Here is a 16983-nt window from a genome sequence, read left to right as displayed (position 1 = left end):
TATGGAAGGTCTGTGACCCCGCGACTCGCCCAGCGAAACACGCCGAGCCACAACGCCACTCGCTCGAAACCGCTGTTACCTCGTCAAGGAACTCTCGAAATCGGCACCACAGCCAGACGACCACGCCGGAACTCACCTTCATGCACCTGACGTGCGCCTACAGCCGGGAACCCCACCCGACGCGCCCAGCACCATCCCGGTAACTCCCGTGGCAGGCAGACCACACTGGGAAAGTCACGCTTCGGCAGCCAGCCAACAAGCCCAAACGCAAGCAAACCAAGCGACAGATGGCCCCGTGCCGACCGTGGCGCGACGCGCCGGGGGCCACCTGCTTCGACGAAACTCGCCGTCCGATACCAGGCCACGATCAATATCGCCGTCATCGACCAATGGATTCGGTACTGGTAAGGGCGGGCTACCGGCCCACCCAACCACTTCGAGACAGAACCTACTCGTCGTCCTCGTCGAAGTAGTCTTCGAGATGGCCGAGGTGGCGGAGTGGAAGAGACCAGCCGGTTACCTCCGAGAGGGCCGCTTCGTAGATCAGCATGGCCTTGCGCAGCCGTTCCCCTTGGCGGACAACGGCGACCGGGTCGTGCGGGGTTCTTCGCAGACGGAGGCGTGGGCACGCAACTCTGCGCAGACGTCCGCTGCTGCGCGGCTCAGGACCGAATCCGTCACGGCGAATACCCTTTACCTAGCCGCTGGCCGAACCTCATCGACCACATCGTGGGGCGGGAGGGATTCGAACCCACTCAGCGCGTGGCACTCGGTTTACAGCCGAGCCCGACTCTCCAACGTCGACGCCGCCCCGAATCGCTCGACAGCGCACTACGTTTCAGTGCAACCGGTCGAACGGTCGGAGACGGCGATATCGCGCTACCCGCACGTCGCCCTCCTTCGGCCCTTCGAAAGTCTCCGGTCTCATTGTGCCGAACCGGGCCGCCCCTTCCAACCCATTTCCGGCTCCTGCAGGGCTCGGATGTGATCGCTCCGTCGATGAACTCGCCGCGCTGCACGCGGGGCGAGTTCAGGGGTTCACCTGTTGGGTGAAGCGGAGGAGGTTGCCGGAGGGGTCCAGGAAGGCGCAGTCGCGGGTGTGGTCGGGGCGGGTGATGGGTTCTTGGATGACTTCGGTGCCGGCGGCCTCGAGGCGCTCGAAGGTGCTGTCGCAGTCGGTGGTTCGGAACTCCAGGCGACCGAGTAGGCCGACGGTCATCAGGTCCTCGATCGCGCGGCGCTCGGCTGGTGAGATGCCGGGGACGGCGTCCGGCGTTTCGAGAACGATTCGGACCGGCGGTTGCGCGGACGGGCCGACGTGCAGTGACAGCTTTCCGTCGGGTTCGCCGTGTACCTCGAGACCGAGCACGTCGCGGTAGAAGTCGACCGCCCGGCCGAGGTCGTGGACGGCGAGGCGCAGGGTCGTGAGGTGTAGATCCAGGTCGGTCATGCTTCGTCCGCGCTGCGTCCGGCGGCCGGGTCGACGAGATAGACGATGGTCGAGTCGGTGATCCGCTGTGCGTCGGTTTCGACGTCGACGCGGGTGATCTTCCCGTCGCGCAGGGTGAAGCCGATGACCGCCCGCGCCTGCCCGCGATGCAGCCACACCGCCGCCGGGACGCCGTCGACCAGTGCGAGCCGCGCGGCTTGCGCTCGCCCGGAGAAGAACGCCGCGACCGCCGCACCCCCGCGGATCTCGCCGACTACGGCATCGGGATCGAGCAACTCGACGAGGGCTTCGAAATCCCCGTGCCGGGACGCGGCGAGGAAGGCGGCGACGACCTCCCGCTTGCGCGAGCGCGCCGCTGCGGAGGCTTCCGCCGCACCCTGCACCCGCCGCCGGGCCCGGCTGGCGAGTTGCCGTGCCGCTACCGGGGAGCGGTCGATGATCTCGCCGATCTCGCCGAAGGACACCGCGAAGATGTCGTGCAGCACGAACGCCAGCCGCTCGGCCGGGGTCAGCACATCGAGCACCACCAGCAGCGCGACGCCCACCGAATCAGCCAGCAGCGCTTCGTTTTCCGGACCGGTTGGTGCCCCGTTTCGCGTGTCTGCGGCCGGGCCCGAAGGTTCGGGGGGCAGCGCTCCTGCCGACTCTTCACGACGGACGCGCCGGGCCTCGAGCATGTTCAAGCAGACCCTGGCGACCACCGTCGTCAACCATCCGGCCGGGTTCTCGATCTGGTCGGTGTCGGCCCGCCCGACCCGCAGCCAGGCCTCCTGCACGGCGTCCTGGGCCTCTTCGGGTGAGCCGAGCATGCGATATGCCACCGCCTGCAACCGGTCTTTGTGCTCGGTGAACTGTTCGCTCAACCAGTCCTGCTCGGCCATCTGTCACGTTCCTTCGTCCGGGGCTGTCATACCTATTGACCGGCCACACCACACCGATGTGACAACCCGCCGGTCCACGCCTCGAATCTTCAGGGAGAAATATGAAAGCGCATGTGAGTTCGATCCTGCTCGGCGTCGCAGATCTGGAGCGGTCCAAGCAGTTCTATGTCGACGGACTGGGCTGGAAGATCAAGGACGACTACGGCGTCTCGGTGTTCTTCGAGCCGGACGGCGGTTCCCGGGTCGGCTTCTACGGTCGCGAAGGGTTGGCCGGCCAGGTGGGCACGAGCCCGGAGGGCAGCGGTTTCAGCGGACTGGTCCTCACCTACGTCGTCCGGAGCGAAGAGCGGGTCGCGGAGATCGTCGCCGAGGCCGAGAAGGCAGGAGCCACCGTGCTCAAACCCGCGGGCGCGCTGCCCTGGGGCGGGTACGGCGGCTCGTTCGCCGATCCGGACGGCTACATCTGGAGTCTCGGCTACAGCGCCGAGGGAACCGATCAGCCGTATGCGGAATAGCCGCTGCCGCAACAGATCTGACGAGTACCGGTTTTGAAGGAGGAAACGTGCCGATACAAATGCGAGCCTTCATGCTCGGCGTGCGGGATCTGCACCGCGCCAAGCAGTTCTACGCCGAAGGCCTGGGCTGCGAAATCGACAAGGACACCCGTAAATTCGTCGCGTTGCGGTTGAACGACGGGGCCTTGAACCTGGCACTCTACGAATGGGACGCAGCGGCAGCCGATGCCGGTGTTTCCGCAGCAGGTTCCGGTTTCCGCGGTGCCTCATTCCACATCAACCCCGACTCCCGGGCGGCGGTGGACGAGATCATGCGTACCGCCGTCGCCGCGGGCGCCGCCGTGGTCAAGGATCCGGGTCCGGCCGAATGGGGCGGGTACTACGGCTATTTCAGCGATCCGGACGGCTACCTGTGGAAGGTGACCACCGCCGGTTCGTGATCCGGTCAGGTCAGCCAGAGCCGACGTTGGGCGGCGAACGCGTCGGCGCGGACCTGGCTGTGCGTCGACCAGATCATGGCTTGCCGCTGTTCGAGGGTGTAGCGCGGCCAATCTCGGCCGGGATCGGTCTCTTTCACGAAGGCGACCCAGGCGGAGTGGACGGCGTCGGCGAGCGCTTGCGGCGGTGCGGCGCCCTCGGCCTCGGTGACGCCGGACGCGTGCAGCAGATCGAAGGCGAAGGGTAGGTCCAGGCAGTGTGCCGCCATGCCCTGATAGCTCGGAGACGTTGCGGTCCAATCGAATTCGTAGAGCCAGGTAGGCAGGTTCCGGGCGGCGCGGGCCTCGGCGATCCGGTAGGAGGGGCCGCGAATGATCGTGTCGCTGATGGCCTGCCCGGCGAGTTCGGTGGGGTTCGCGCCAGGATAGGCGGCGCGCAACGCGTCCGGATCGACGCCGCGACCCGCTCGAGCGAGCGGGCTCGCGGCGGCCGCGTCCGGCTGCTGAGCGGCCATGGTCGCCGCCATGTTGAATTCGTGTCTGGTGAAGCCGAGTAGGAGCGGAACATTGCCGCCCGCATCACCTTTCAGCAACGCGGGGGTGGCCTCGGGGATCAGCGCACCGTCGGCGAACGGCGCGAGGCCGAGCATCGGCACGGCGTCGCTACCGGGGCCGGGCGCTTGCAGAGCGTCCTGCATATCGAGCAGCGTGTTCTCGGGCACCGCGCGCAGCGCCGCCGCGGTCGCGGGTACACCGGTGCGCCGGGTGAACAGTTCGGCCACCGCATGCCCTGCGGCGAGATCGTTCGGTTGTGTCACCGCCCCCGACGCGCAGATGCCGGCCCGGAACAATCCGCGCGCGGCGGGGGTGGCCAGCAGCGCCCAGACCGCGCCGCCCCCTGCGGACTGGCCCGCGACGGTGACCTTGTCCGGATCGCCACCGAAGGCGGCGATATTGTCGCGGACCCAGCGCAGGGCGGCTATCCAGTCGAGTACCGCCCGATTGTCCGGGGCGCCGTCCAGGCGCAGGAACCCGTCGATCCCGAGCCGGTACCCGACCGAAACCACGATCACGCCATCACGATTGAAGGACGCGCCGTCATACCACGGGCTGGCCGGACTGCCCGCGACGAAGCCGCCGCCGTGGATCCATACCAGCACCGGCAGCCCGCGGGCGGCCGGATCGGGCGTGAAGACGTTCACGCTGAGGACGGCGTCGCCGGGGATGCTCGGCTCGGGGATGGTCGTCACCGCGGCCAGTGATCTGCGCTGCGCAGTGGGTCCGTAAGCGCTGCATTCGAGCGTTTCGGTCCAGGGCGTGGGTGGTGCTGGCGCGGCGAACCGCAACTCGCCGACCGGTGGTCGGGCGAACGGGACTCCGAGGAAAGCCAGGCCGGTGTCGCGGCGGACACCCCGGACCGGCCCGTAGGTCGTCCGGACGACGTCCGAAGGCGAACGCTCGGTGGCGCAGGCCGCCGCGACCGCGAGGGCACCCGCGCCCAGCAGGACGGTGCGGCGCCGGATGCGCGAAGTGGACATGGCAGACCTCGATTCGGTTCGTGGGACCCCGGTATGTTCGCGAGTCGGGGGTGAATCAGTCAATGGTTGAAAAAATTCGTGACCTGCATAATCTCGAAGAGGTGGAGAGCAGTGGGGCACACGATTCGGTAGCGGTGCGGCGCCGCAACCTGGGCGCGGTGCTGCGGCACGTCGCCGAGCACGGCCCGTGCGCGCGCACGGAGATCGCGGTGGCGACCGGTCTGTCGCACGCCTCGGTCACCACCATGGTCGCCGATCTCGCGGTGCGCGGACTGGTGCGTGAAGACGGGGTACGGAATCTCGGCGGACGTGGCAGACCGCGGCGTCTGCTCCGGCTGGTGGCGCGGCGTGCCGTGACGGTCGCCGTGCAGATCAGTGCCGAGCACGTGCGCGTGGCCCTGGCCGATCTCGCGGGAATCCTTGTGTGGCAGGACATGTCATCCCACGACGGCACCGCCGGTGTGCCGGCGGCGCTCGCCGACCGGATCGCGGACGCGATACGACGGGCTCGAGCCGCCGCCCCAGGTGCGGAGCTGGTGCGCGTCGCGGTGGCGATGGCCGGGCCGGTCGCTGCGGACGCCGCCCAAACCGTGCTCGTCGCACCGGATTTCGGCTGGCTGCGTCCGGTTCGGCTGCGCGCGCTGATCGATCGGCGGCTCACGGAGCTGACCTGCCCGATCGACGTGATCAACGACGCGAACGCCGCTGCGCTCGCCGAATACCACGCGCATCCCGGGCGGCCGCGGGCCGTGGTCTACCTCGCGGCGGGCACCGGAATCGGCGGGGGCGTCGTGCTGGACGGTGTCATTCACACCGGCAGTCACGGGGTCGCAGGCGAGCCGGGACACATGCCGGTGGCCTTCGACGGGCCGCAGTGTGTTTGTGGTGCCCGTGGCTGTCTGGTGTGTTACGCCGGTCCCGAAGCGGTGCTCGGCGCGGCCGGTCTCGGTGACCTGTTGCGGCGCAACGGTCTAGCACCCGCCGCCGCTGAACTGGTTGCGGCGCTGGAGCGGGGTGACGAGCGCGCGCTGGCGGCGATCGCGAGTGCCGGGCGGGCTTTGGGGGCGGCGATCCTGTCCATCACCGCGCTGCTCGACATCGATGAGGTGATCCTGGGTGGCACACTCGCGCAATGGTTTCCGTGGCTGGAGCCGACCATTCGTCAGCAGTTCGCCGGGCGCAGCGCCCTCGTGCCCACGCTCGCACCGGAAGTCACCCCCGCCCACCTCGGCCCCGACGCCGCCCTGCTCGGCGTTGTCGAATTCGCCCGCCGCGCAGCACTGTCCGACCCCGCCACCGTCCCACGCCTGCACCGCCCGCCCGTCGGACAACCGTCGAGCTGAGAGCCGCGGCACGGGTCCGGGACGGAGAACTGCGGCGGGGTCCATAAGCTGCAGGGATGGCTGATGCTGCGGCGAACGGTGCGAGCGTGACGAGGATGGCGGCCTTGGGGGCCTTGGTCGCGGTTGTGCTGGCACCGGTGGCGGCCGCGTTGGTCGCGATCGTGTACCGGTTCCCGGTGCCGCTGTCGGGTTACGCCCGCGGGTTCGGTGGGGCGGGGGATGCGGCGTTGGGGAGTTTGTTCTATCTGATCCTCGGTGGTGCCCCGGTGCTCGCGATCCTCGGGGTGGTGGGCGGTGTAGTAGCGGTTCGGGTGGCCGGTGCGGACCGCCGCCGTGCCCGCATCCTCACCCTCGGTGCGGCGGCGGGCTCGGCATTGCTGGCGGCCGTCGCGTTGGCGGTGCTCGAATTCTTCATCGGCGCTTGGTAGCGGGGACCTGCTCGACGATTTTTCGCCGCCCGGGGCGCGCCGGTCAGGGCGGGCTGTGCGGCGGTGATGAGGTCGGTCGCACTCGCAACCGTCGTCGACCCGAGTAGCGCCGAACGCGCCTGCGCGATGTACCTCGTACCGCGTTTGGTAGACATCCCCTGGAATGTCGACGGCTAGGGAGGGCGTGACGCATGGACAGCGGTGAGAAGACCGACCCGGCCGAGCCGTCGCGCGCGGTGACCGGCTGGACAGTGGCTCTGATCTGTGTGGCGATCGTGGCGAGCGGCGTCATCGTCGGCGGGCTGCTTCACGAACGGGAGCCGGAGCTGACGACCGCGCCGGTGCCCGCGTCCAGTACGGAAGAGCCGTCGCGGGAACGCTCCTATGTCACCCCGCCGGTGGTGTTTCCGGTGGCGATTCCGGGTTGCGCCACTGTCGAGCCACCCAGCGAGGGCACATCGATGGCCTTCCTGGAGATGGCCGAGTTCGGCTACGACAACCCGGCGTATCCGTGGTTCTCCGGCCCCAAGGCGGTCGCGATGTCGCAGGCGGCGCAGGATGCGCTGCCGGGCGAGGTCGAGCTGGCCTTCGCGTCGGTCGCGGATTCGCTGCGCTTCCGTCCCATCATGGATCCCGAAGACTCCGACGGGCAGTCCGGCGTAGGCGGCTGGACCAGTGCGAACGCCAACCTGCGCCGGGGCAGTGCGACGGGAGATCTCCTGCTCTCGGTGCGGCGCTCCACCGCGGCGGTTCCGCCCTGTGTGGCAGGCGATCTCGACGAACGCAAGCACCTGGCCGACGGGATCGTCGACGTCGACGACACCTGGTACGAAGTGGACGGCGTCCGCACCCTGTCGCGCACCGCGCACGCCTACCTGTCCGACGGCACCGCGGTCACCGCCGCCGCCACCGACACCGACGGTGTCAACCATTCCGGCGCAGTGCCGTTGAGCCTCGACGAGCTGGTCGCCATGGTGACGGCACCGGGCTTGCGGGTCGGCGCACCGGTGCCACCGGGCACACCGGACGTGCCCGAATCCTGCAATGGCGAGACGGAGGGAGGCGGCACGATCGATCAGGCCACGGCCCGCAGGCTGGACGGCGTGCTGGCCCAGATCTCCCTCGACGGGCTCACCCTCGACCGGCCCTTGGGACAGTTGCGTCCCGCGGATTTCGGCGGCAACGGGGTGTGTCAGGCGGTCCGGATCACGACGCCCGGGCAGCAGTCGCGGCTGGAGGTCGCCGTCCTTACCGGGCAGCGTCTGCCGGATCCTTCGGCTTCCGCCTCGGACGGTGAGCGCGTGACCTCGCGCCGGCTGCCGGACGGAACCGTCGTCGAGACGAGGGAATCGCGTTTCACGACGACATCGACGCAACTCGGGGCGCAACCTGTTCCGCAGCTCATGCGCTCGGTCACGGTCACCCGCACGTCGGGCGCCCGGGTGCGCGTGGGCACTGTCGCCGACGAGCCCACCCCTGCCTTGCCGTTCGAGAAGCTCGAGGCGATCGCGCTGACACCTGGTCTCGAGGTCCGGTGATGCGCTTCGTTCCCGGCTTGCGCGGACTGATCCTCGCCGCGGTGGCCGCCGTACTCACCACGGCGGGTGCGGTTTACGTGCTGACCCAGCCCGCGGACGGCGTCCGCAAGATCACCGGCACCACGGCAGCGGCGCCAGGCCTGGCCTGGTCCGTCGCCGCCACCGCTCTCGGCGAGGGCGGGCTGGAGTTCCGTGACCCGGTCGCGGGCACCGAATTCGATGTCGGCGGGCCGGGATTCATCGATGCGGGGGATACCCTGGTCACGGTGACCGGCGTTGCGAACGGCGATATGGCGCTGCGGGATCCGGTGCTGGTCGGCATCGACGCGGGGTCGGGCGCGGTGCGCTGGCGTGCGCCCGCCATGGGCCTGCGTGGCTGCGCGGCGACCCCGGTCGACAGCCGAATTGTCTGCTACGCCAACGCGTCCGAGACCTCCGAGCTGGTCGGCTACGACATCGGCAGCGGAAAGGTCACCCGCACGCCCACGCCCTGGCTGGTCTTCGCGCTGGCAGCCACCGGTGCTCGCGTGTACGTCGCCGAGGGCGATGTCGAATCCGACGACGTGCGAGTGCACGCCGGAACGTTCGCGGACCCGCAGGCGTACTGGTCCCGCGACTTCGCCATGGGCACGGCCTGGGAGGACTTGTCGAGCGACGCACTGACGGTGACCGACGGTCAGGGCGTGTTCGCCCTCGGTGCCGGGCTCGCGGGATTCGACCTCGACTCGGGCGCGCCCACTTGGACGGCGGAACTGAACGGATGCTCCCGTGCATCGGGCCTGCGCGGCGCCGTGGTCGAGCGCGTGCACACCGAGTGCGCCGGCTATCGGGTCACCGGCTCCGACCTCCTCGACCGCACCGGCCGGGTGATCGCGACGACCGACCACGCAGCCACCCAGCCTCTTTCGATCGATAGTCCGGCCGACGACACCGTCCCGGTGCTGCTCGCCGACAGTGCCCGCGATCGCCGCACCGGTGCGGTCGTCTGGACCAACCCGGATCTCGTCACCGCACCGCGAGCGACCGATACCGGCAACACCACCACGGGTACCGCGATCGCCGTTACCGGCGAGGCGGCGTTGCTCCGAGATGATCAGGCGCACACCATGACCGGACTGAACATGCGCACGGGCCACCGATTGTGGCAGGTCCGTGCCGAGCGCTACGGCACGCCCGCCGCCTGGGACGGGGAGGTCGTCGTCCTGTCCGATGCCACCGGCCTGTGGGCGGTCGACCCGAAAACCGGTGCGACGGTGTGGGATATCCCGTTCACCGCGGTGGACGCCACGCCCGAAGCGCTGAGCGACGGTGGACAATTGCGCGCCCGCACGGCGGGCAACTTCCTGTACGCCTCCGCCCGCACCCTGATCGCGTTACGGCCACTCTGACGCTCAGCGCGCCGGGAACCGGACGACGCGGTCGTCCCCGGTGCGAACGGTGCCGCGTCCGTCGGTGTTGGACGTGCTGACCCAGAGCGAGCCGTCCGGCGCGACCTGCGCGGTGCGCAACCGGCCGTACCGGTCCCGCAGCTGCGTGACGGGCTGGCCGAGGGTGCCGTCGCTGCGCAACGGGATGGTCCACAGCCGCTGTCCGCGTAAAGCCGCGACGTACAACGTGTTCGCGGTGATCGCGAGCCCGGACGGCGAAGCCTCCTGGGTGGTCCAGGTGACCAGGGGATTGGTGTACTTGCCGCCCTGGGTGTCGCCCTTGCCCTCGACGACCGGCCACCCGTAGTTGCGTCCCGCCTCGATCCGGTTGACCTCGTCGTAGGTGTCCTGGCCGAATTCGGTCGAATAGAGCCGCCCGGTCGGATCCCAGGCCAAGCCCTGCACGTTCCGGTGGCCGAGGGTGTAGACCGGTGAGTTCGGTGTCGGATTGCCCGGTGCGGGCCGGCCTTCGGGCGTCAGACGGAGAATTTTGCCGTTGGGGCTGGCCGGATCCTGCGACCGCTGTTTCTGTCCCGCGTCGCCGGTGCCCGCGTAGAGCATGCCGTCGGGCCCGAACGCGATCCGGCCGCCGTTGTGGGTGCTCGCCTTGGCGATTCCGGTGAAGACCGCCTCGGGTTGGCCGTCCAGGCGGAAGCGGACGATCCGGTTGTCCGCACTGGCGGTGAAGTACGCGTATACGTAACCATTTTCGGTGTACTGCGGCGACACCGCGAGGCCGAGCAGACCTCCCTCACCGCGCGCCACCACGCCCGGAACGCGATACGCCTGAACCGGTCTGGCGCCGGGTGCGATGCGCAGGATCACACCGGTATTGCGCTGCGCGACCAGGGCCGACCCGTCCGGCAGGAACGCCAGACCCCACGGGATGGCGATATCGCGCGCCACCTCCTGCGGTGCGTTGAGGTCGGGCACGCCCGCGGAGCGCTCCGCCAGCGAATCGGGCGTGGCCACGAAAGCCGTTGCCATCAAGAAGATCACCGCGGCACCCGCGTAACGTGCCGCACGTCGAAGTGCCGAAGTCATGACTTAGTAGAACCACATCCGAACGCCCGACTCGACTGGCGACGGAAGTGGGGAGGGTGGCGCGGTGTCGAAGCCGTCGTCGCGCACCATCACCGGAACGCCGAGAAAAGTGAGTTCGCGGGTCATTCGCCCTTCGGCGGTGCATTGAGTTTGGAGGCGAGCACCGCCGCCTGGGTGCGTCGCTCGACCCCGAGCTTGGCCAGCAGCCGGGAGACGTAGTTCTTCACCGTTTTCTCGGCCAGGAACATGCGCCCGGCGATCTGCCGGTTGGTCAATCCCTCACCGAGCAGCTCGAGCAGGGTGCGCTCCTGCTCGGTCAGGCCGGCCAGTGGCCCGGTTCTGTCCGCGGCTTCGTCCCGGAGTTTCGCCATGAGTGCGGCGGCGGCGCGATTGTCGAGCAGTGAGCGCCCGGCGCCGACCTCGCGAATGGCGTCCACGAGTTCGAGGGTGCCGATGTCCTTGACCACGTACCCGCTGGCCCCGGCCAGGATCGCGTCGAGCATCGCCTGCTCGTCGGTGAAGGAGGTCAGGATGAGACAGTGCAGACCGGGGTGCCGGTCGAGCAGTTCCCGGCACAGTTCGATACCGTTGCCGTCGGGTAGTCGCACGTCGAGGACGACGACGTCCGGACGCAGTGCCGGAATACGTGCCATGGCCTGGGCCACGGTGCCCGCCTCGCCGATCACCTGGAGGTCGGTTTCGGCGTCGATCAGGTCGGCGACCCCGCGTCGCACGATCGCGTGATCGTCCACCAAAAACACTGTCACCATTGCGTTGCACCTTCCTGGACCGTTACTTCAGCCTACGAAGATTTCCCCGCCGCAAGCCCGGCGTCGGGCCTCGAATCGGTGACCGAAGTCCCTTGACAAACGGGGTCGCACCTCACTCGGCGTGCGCGCAGCGCACATCTTCCGGAGGCAGGGCCAGGTCGATCAGGTAGCGGAGCACGGGCTCGTCCACGCACGCCACGCCGTCACCGAACGCGCCGTGCTGCACGCTTTCGTAGGTGATCAGCGGAGCGTGCAGGGCGCGGGCGAGCGCGGCCCCGCCCGGATACGGCGTCGCGGGATCGCCGGTGGCGGCCACGACGAGCACCGGGGGCAACCCGGTCACGTCCGGGACGTGTGGTTGCGACGCGGGGGGCAACGGCCAGAACGCGCACAGGTCCAGCGGCGCTTGCCCGCTCGCCCGCCCGTCGTCGAATATGGGTGCGGCCGCTCGCGTTCGGCGATCGAGTTCGGCCGCCGCGGCGCGATCGGTGACTCGGACCTCCTCCCGGCACATCACGGCGTTGTGCAGGTCGCGTGCCACCGTGTCCGGACGCGCGAAGAAGTCCGCGACCGCGAGCAGGGTGTCACCGCGACCCTCGGTGAGTTCGGTGAGTCCCTGGGTGAGCCGCGGCCAAGCGTCCGGTGTGTAGAGCGAATTGCCGATCCCAGCCGAAGCATCGGAATAGCCGAGCCCGCGTTGGTCGGAGGTGGCCGCTGGTCGCTCGATCAGCGGGTCCAGCAACGCACGCACCGCGGTTCGGACTCGTGCCGGATCGGGGTCCACGCCGATCGGGCAGGTCGGCGTCTTGACGCACGCGGCCGCAAAAGCCTCGAACGCGTGCTGGAATCCGGCCGAGAAGGTGACCGGGTCGATCATGTTCGTCGCCGGGTCTACGCCGCCGTCCAAGACCATGGCGCGGATGCGCTCCGGGAACAGCTCGGCCATCGTCGAGCCGAGCCGCGTGCCGTACGACCCGCCGAAGTAGTTCAGCTTCGGATCGCCGAGCACTGCCCGGATGACGTCGAAATCCCGTGCCACATCCGCTGTTCCGACGTGGGCGAGCACGTCGAGGCCGGTGCGTTCGACGCATTTCGCGACATAGTCCCGGTGCTCCTGCTCGGTGTGGGCGATACCGGCCGGCGAGAAATCGAGGTCGAGGTCGCTGCGCTGGGCCTGGAACTCTTCTTCGGTCAGACAGGTCACCGTAGGCGTGGACGCGCCCAGTCCGCGCACATCGACGCCGATCAGGTCGAAGCGTTGGGCCAGCGGCGTTTTCGCGAGAACGGCCGGGTAGGTCAGACCAGGGGCGCCCGGTCCGCCCGGATTGGTCAGCAGCGAGCCGATCCGGTCGCCGTCGGCCGGGCGACGGGAGATGGCGATTCGTGCAGTGGCGCCGGCGGGTTCGGCATAGTTCAACGGCACTTCCACATGGGCGCACTGGTATCCCGCGCCGGCGATTTCGTCGGCGTCCTGGAATTCGGCGCACGAAACCCACTGCGGCGACTGCCGATAGAACTTGTCCAGCGCGTCGGGTGCCCGCTCGGAGCCGCCGCACGCCGTGCCGAACAGCAGCGCCGCGGCCGCCGAGATCGTCCCGATCCTGCGTGCCCGGATACGCATGGCCTACCCCCATCGCCGATCCCACCGGGATCCATTCTGCCGCAGCACAACAGAACAGACCACTGGGCAGGCGCCGGGGCACCACGACTAACGGGCGAAGCCGTGCCCCGGGCCGGTCCTGTCGTTATCCCTGACGAAACGACAGGATGTCGGAGACCGGGCGGCGCCGCGAGAGGACTGGCGCCTCGCTGTCGGGTGCGACGCCGATCCGGAGCACGACCTGCGGGGTGCCGGGATGGGGCAGCAGGTTCGCGATCGTCCTTCGAGCGGTGGCCATTTCGGTTGATGTGGGTGAGCGTGCAGGTGGCCAGCCCCGCCGCGGTGGCTTCCAGCAGCACCGCCGAGAGCGCCTCGCCCGTGTGCAACCACTCGCGGACCGAGTCGGCGGCGGAGCTGAGCACCACCAGCCGCGCACGGTCCTCGGTCGCCGCGCGGCGCTCGGACTGCGCCGTGGCGGGGAACGTGCGTCCGACGGGCACGCGAGCGGCCTCCTCACGGGAGATCATGGCGCTGCGCGGCACCCCGTCGACCAGATCGGAATGCCCGGTCCACCAGTGCAATTCGGCCTGATACTCCATGTCGTACCGATGCAGCGCGGTCGTCCGCTGCGCCGCGAGCGCGAGGCGCGGGCTCGCCGCGGGGCCGAGCACATCGAGTTCGATGTGATGCGGATTGGTGAGCAACCGTGCGGCGTGCAGGAATTCGGGCCAGTCCCGCGGCGGCAGCATCGGCAGCCGATCGGTCCGCCGTAGCTCGATCACCCTGGCCCTGGCGTGCACGCCGGCCGGCGGATCCGGCCACGGCCGGAACGAGACCGTCGCCAAGCGATCGGGCCGGGCTGGATCCGGCAGCCGGACGACGTCGGTGTGCCAGCCCCGCACGGCGAGCGCGGTGCGCAGATGATGCAGCACCGCCCCGCAGCTGATCACCAGCTGCCTGCCGCGCGGGTCGGTCGAGGCGAGGAGCCGGTCGTCGTCTCGATGCAGATGCAGGTAGGTGCCGTCGAACACCCACCGCCACGGCTGTGTGTTGTGCACCGAGGGCGCCCGCCCCGCCAGTCGCACGGCCGCCGTGAGCGTCGGCTGATCCGGCGCCAGTGTCCGGGGGAGTGCGTCGCTTGCGGTCATGGATCCAGTGTCCGGTGCTCAGGCGGACCGCCGATACGGGACTCGGACCCGAATCGGAAGGGCGAAAGTCACTCGCGAGCAGCATGAAACAGGCCGCCCCCGAAGGAGCGGCCTGTTCTTCGATCGACTATCAGGCGAGGTCGAACCGGTCGCTGTTGACGACCTTGACCCACGCGGCGACGAAGTCGTCGACGAACCGCTGGCCCGCGTCCTGCTGTGCGTAGACCTCGGCGATCGCGCGCAACTGCGAATGCGAGCCGAAGATGAGGTCGTTGGCGGTCGCGGTCCAGGTGGGCTGACCCGCCCGCACACCCTGGTAGACGTTCTCCGCCGACTCCGAGGCCTTCCACTCGACGCTCTGGTCGAGAAGGTTGACGAAGAAGTCGTTGGTCAGCGTGCCCGGACGCTGGGTGAAGACGCCGTGCTCGGAGCCGCCGTAGTTGGCGCCCAGCGCGCGCAGACCACCGATGAGCACCGTCAGCTCCGGCGCCGTGACGTCGAGCAGGTAGGCCCGCTCGAGCAGCAGCCGCTCCAGCGGCGCCTTCTCACCGGCCCGCACGTAGTTGCGGAAACCGTCGGCCCGCGGTTCGAGCACCGCGAACGACTCGACGTCGGTGTTCTCCTGCGTCGCGTCGGTGCGTCCGGGGGCGAACGGCACCGTCACGGCGTGCCCAGCGTCCTTGGCCGCCTTCTCGATCGCCGCGGAACCGGCGAGGATGATCAGGTCGGCCAGCGAGACCTGCTTGCCGCCGGCGGCTGAGCCGTTGAAGTCCTGCTGGATCTGCTCCAGCACCGGCAGCACCTTGGCCAGTTCGGCGGGTTCGTTGAGCTCCCAGTTCTTTTGGGGCTCGAGCCGGATCCGGGCGCCGTTCGCGCCGCCGCGCTTGTCGGTGCTGCGGAAGCTCGACGCGGAGGCCCAGGCCGTCTTGACGAGCTGTGCCACCGACAGGCCGGATTCGAGCACCTTGCTCTTGAGCGCCTCGATGTCCTGTGCATCGATCAGCGCGTGATCGACGGCCGGAACCGGGTCCTGCCAGAGCTGCGGTTCGGGCACCCACGGGCCGAGGTAGCGGCTGATCGGACCCATGTCGCGATGCAGCAGCTTGTACCAGGCCTTGGCGAACGCCACGGACAGCTCTTCGGGGTGTTCCAGCCAGCGGCTGGTGATCTCCCGATAGATCGGGTCTTCGCGCAGGGCCAGGTCCGAGGTCAGCATGGTCGGGGTGCGGCCGGGACCGCCGAACGGATCGGGGATGGTGCCCTCGCCCGCGCCGTCCTTCGGCTTCCACTGCCACGCGCCGGCGGGGCTCTTGGTCAGCTCCCACTCGTAGCCGTACAAGTTCTGCAGGAACCCGTTGCCCCACTGGGTCGGCGTGGACGTCCACACCACCTCCAGGCCGCTGGTGATGGCGTCCTTGCCCTTGCCGGTACCGTGGGCGCTCTTCCAGCCGAGGCCCTGCTGCTCGATCGGCGCGGCTTCGGGTTCGGCGCCCACCAGGTCGGGGTTGCCCGCGCCGTGCGTCTTGCCGAAGCTGTGGCCGCCGACGATGAGCGCCGCGGTCTCCTCGTCGTTCATCGCCATGCGGCCGAACGTCTCTCGGATATCGCGCGCCGAGGCGACCGGATCGGGCCGACCGTTCGGCCCTTCCGGATTCACGTAGATCAGGCCCATCTGGACCGCGCCGAGCGGGCCCGAGAGCTCACGGTCACCGCTGTAGCGCTCGTCGCCGAGCCAGGTGTCCTCCGGACCCCAGAAGATCTCTTCGGGTTCCCAGATGTCGGGGCGGCCGAAGCCGAAGCCGAAGGTCTGGAAGCCCATCGAGTCCAGTGCCACGTTGCCCGCGAACACCAGCAGGTCGGCCCAGGAGATCTTGTTGCCGTACTTCTGCTTGACCGGCCACAGCAGCCGGCGCGCCTTGTCCAGGTTCGCGTTGTCGGGCCAGCTGTTGAGCGGGGCGAACCGCTGCGCGCCCTGCCCGCCGCCACCACGGCCGTCGGCGATGCGGTAGGTGCCCGCGGCGTGCCAGCTCATCCGGATGAACAGGCCGCCGTAGTTGCCGTAGTCGGCGGGCCACCAGTCCTGCGAGTCGGTCAGGACCGCCGCGACGTCCGCCTTCAGCGCTTCGACATCGAGCTTCTTGAACTCTTCAGCGTAGTTGAAATCCTCGCCGAGCGGGTTCGACTTGGACGAATGCGCGTGCAGCACCGAGAGATCGATCTGCTCCGGCCACCAGTCCTTGTTGGTGCGGGGGCGGTGGTCGGTCTGCGGCGTCGGAGACGGGATCGCCGGGTTCTCGCTCTCGCTCGCGCTGCGAGTTTCGGTATCAGGAGTAGGTGGACGGTTGTCGGACGTCACGGTATTCCTTCCTTGATGAGTAGTGCGGGCTGTGGTCAGGGACGTGGTGGAGCGGCGGTCTCCGCCGCACAGTCGGGGCAGCGGCCCCAATAGATGACTTCGGCCTCGTCGATGGCGAAGCCGCTGTCGTCGGACGCGGACAGGCAGGGCGCTTCGCCGATCGCGCAGTCGACGTCGGCGATCCGGCCGCAGTGGCGGCACACGACGTGATGGTGGTTGTCGCCGACCCGGGTCTCGTACCGCGCCACCGAACCGGACGGCTGGATGCAGCGCAGCAGGCCGGCGGCGGTGAGGGTGTGCAGCGAGTCGTACACCGCCTGGTGCGACACCGCGGACAGGCGCGAGCGCACGGCCCGGATGATGGAATCGGTGTCGGCGTGCGGGTGCTCGTGTACGGCGCTCAGTACCGCGACCCGGGGCGCGGTCACGCGCAGCGAAACTCCCCGCAGCATCTGCTGGAATTCCATGGCCGTAGGCACGAACCAGAGTCTTGTCCGTTTTCTGGAAT

General features: G+C 69.1%; 14 protein-coding genes, 1 tRNA gene and 1 pseudogene. 6 read left to right on the top strand and 10 right to left on the bottom strand.

Annotation, left to right across the window (positions count from 1 at the left end; all coding sequences use genetic code 11):
• Positions 1–730 precede the first annotated feature (730 nt).
• From NBRGI_RS32340 to NBRGI_RS32330, 3 genes are all read right to left on the bottom strand, one after another.
• Positions 731–813: transfer RNA gene (locus tag NBRGI_RS32340), tRNA-Tyr, on the bottom strand.
• 217 nt (positions 814–1030) lie between these two features.
• Positions 1031–1450, bottom strand: coding sequence for a VOC family protein (locus NBRGI_RS32335; protein WP_081878323.1), 420 nt, complete (start codon positions 1448–1450; stop codon positions 1031–1033).
• Complete coding sequence (locus NBRGI_RS32330; protein WP_029900974.1) at positions 1447–2331, bottom strand: sigma-70 family RNA polymerase sigma factor; 885 nt, start codon at positions 2329–2331, stop codon at positions 1447–1449. The genes NBRGI_RS32335 and NBRGI_RS32330 overlap by 4 nt, the downstream gene beginning before the upstream one ends.
• Positions 2332–2432: 101 nt before the next feature.
• Between NBRGI_RS32330 and NBRGI_RS32325 the strand changes: the two genes are divergently transcribed.
• Positions 2433–2846 (top strand): VOC family protein, encoded by a 414-nt coding sequence (locus tag NBRGI_RS32325; RefSeq protein ID WP_029900973.1) that lies wholly within the window; start codon positions 2433–2435, stop codon positions 2844–2846.
• A gap of 47 nt (positions 2847–2893) precedes the next feature.
• Positions 2894–3286, top strand: a complete 393-nt coding sequence (locus NBRGI_RS32320) for a VOC family protein (protein ID WP_081878322.1) — start codon at positions 2894–2896, stop codon at positions 3284–3286.
• A gap of 5 nt (positions 3287–3291) precedes the next feature.
• Here the strand turns inward: NBRGI_RS32320 and NBRGI_RS32315 are convergent, their stop codons facing one another.
• The gene (locus NBRGI_RS32315) at positions 3292–4821 is read right to left on the bottom strand and encodes a carboxylesterase/lipase family protein (protein WP_029900971.1); all 1530 of its coding nucleotides are present in this window, start codon (positions 4819–4821) and stop codon (positions 3292–3294) included.
• Positions 4822–4883: 62 nt separating this feature from the next.
• Here NBRGI_RS32315 and NBRGI_RS32310 point away from each other — a divergent pair, with 62 nt between their 5' ends.
• From NBRGI_RS32310 to NBRGI_RS32295, 4 genes are all read left to right on the top strand, one after another.
• A complete protein-coding gene (locus NBRGI_RS32310; protein WP_051728195.1) occupies positions 4884–6164 on the top strand; it encodes an ROK family transcriptional regulator in 1281 nt (426 codons plus the stop codon).
• Positions 6165–6220: 56 nt separating this feature from the next.
• Positions 6221–6592 (top strand): hypothetical protein, encoded by a 372-nt coding sequence (locus tag NBRGI_RS32305; RefSeq protein ID WP_148311028.1) that lies wholly within the window; start codon positions 6221–6223, stop codon positions 6590–6592.
• A 191-nt stretch (positions 6593–6783) separates the two neighbouring features.
• Positions 6784–8130, top strand: coding sequence for a hypothetical protein (locus NBRGI_RS32300; protein WP_029900968.1), 1347 nt, complete (start codon positions 6784–6786; stop codon positions 8128–8130).
• Positions 8130–9518 carry an outer membrane protein assembly factor BamB family protein gene (locus NBRGI_RS32295; RefSeq protein ID WP_029900967.1) on the top strand — a complete coding sequence of 463 codons (1389 nt, stop codon included), beginning with the start codon at positions 8130–8132 and terminating at the stop codon, positions 9516–9518. Before NBRGI_RS32300 ends, NBRGI_RS32295 begins: the two co-directional genes overlap by 1 nt.
• Positions 9519–9521: 3 nt before the next feature.
• On the opposite strand, the gene NBRGI_RS32290 is transcribed toward NBRGI_RS32295, so the two are convergent.
• The 6 genes and pseudogenes from NBRGI_RS32290 to NBRGI_RS32260 all read right to left on the bottom strand — a co-directional run bounded on the left by NBRGI_RS32290 (position 9522) and on the right by NBRGI_RS32260 (position 16927).
• Positions 9522–10601: a PQQ-dependent sugar dehydrogenase gene (locus NBRGI_RS32290; protein WP_029900966.1), complete on the bottom strand. Its 1080-nt coding sequence runs from the start codon at positions 10599–10601 to the stop codon at positions 9522–9524.
• Positions 10602–10723: 122 nt separating this feature from the next.
• Positions 10724–11371 carry a response regulator transcription factor gene (locus NBRGI_RS32280; RefSeq protein ID WP_029900965.1) on the bottom strand — a complete coding sequence of 216 codons (648 nt, stop codon included), beginning with the start codon at positions 11369–11371 and terminating at the stop codon, positions 10724–10726.
• A gap of 112 nt (positions 11372–11483) precedes the next feature.
• Positions 11484–12992, bottom strand: a complete 1509-nt coding sequence (locus tag NBRGI_RS44475; RefSeq protein WP_051728194.1) for an alpha/beta hydrolase — start codon at positions 12990–12992, stop codon at positions 11484–11486.
• Positions 12993–13327: 335 nt separating this feature from the next.
• A pseudogene (locus NBRGI_RS50105) lies at positions 13328–14119 on the bottom strand (Acg family FMN-binding oxidoreductase); the annotation flags it as partial.
• 130 nt (positions 14120–14249) lie between these two features.
• On the bottom strand, positions 14250–16475 hold the full coding sequence (gene katG / locus NBRGI_RS32265) for a catalase/peroxidase HPI (protein WP_029900964.1): 2226 nt from the start codon (positions 16473–16475) through the stop codon (positions 14250–14252).
• Positions 16476–16510: 35 nt separating this feature from the next.
• On the bottom strand, positions 16511–16927 hold the full coding sequence (locus NBRGI_RS32260; RefSeq protein ID WP_370466279.1) for a Fur family transcriptional regulator: 417 nt from the start codon (positions 16925–16927) through the stop codon (positions 16511–16513).
• Positions 16928–16983: the final 56 nt, after the last annotated feature.

The sequence above is a fragment of the Nocardia brasiliensis IFM 10847 genome (genome assembly GCF_000710915.1).
Taxonomy (GTDB): Bacteria; Actinomycetota; Actinomycetes; order Mycobacteriales; family Mycobacteriaceae; genus Nocardia; species Nocardia brasiliensis_A.
The sequence above is the reverse complement of the archived record's forward strand: the minus strand, read 5'-3'. Positions and strand labels throughout refer to the sequence as shown.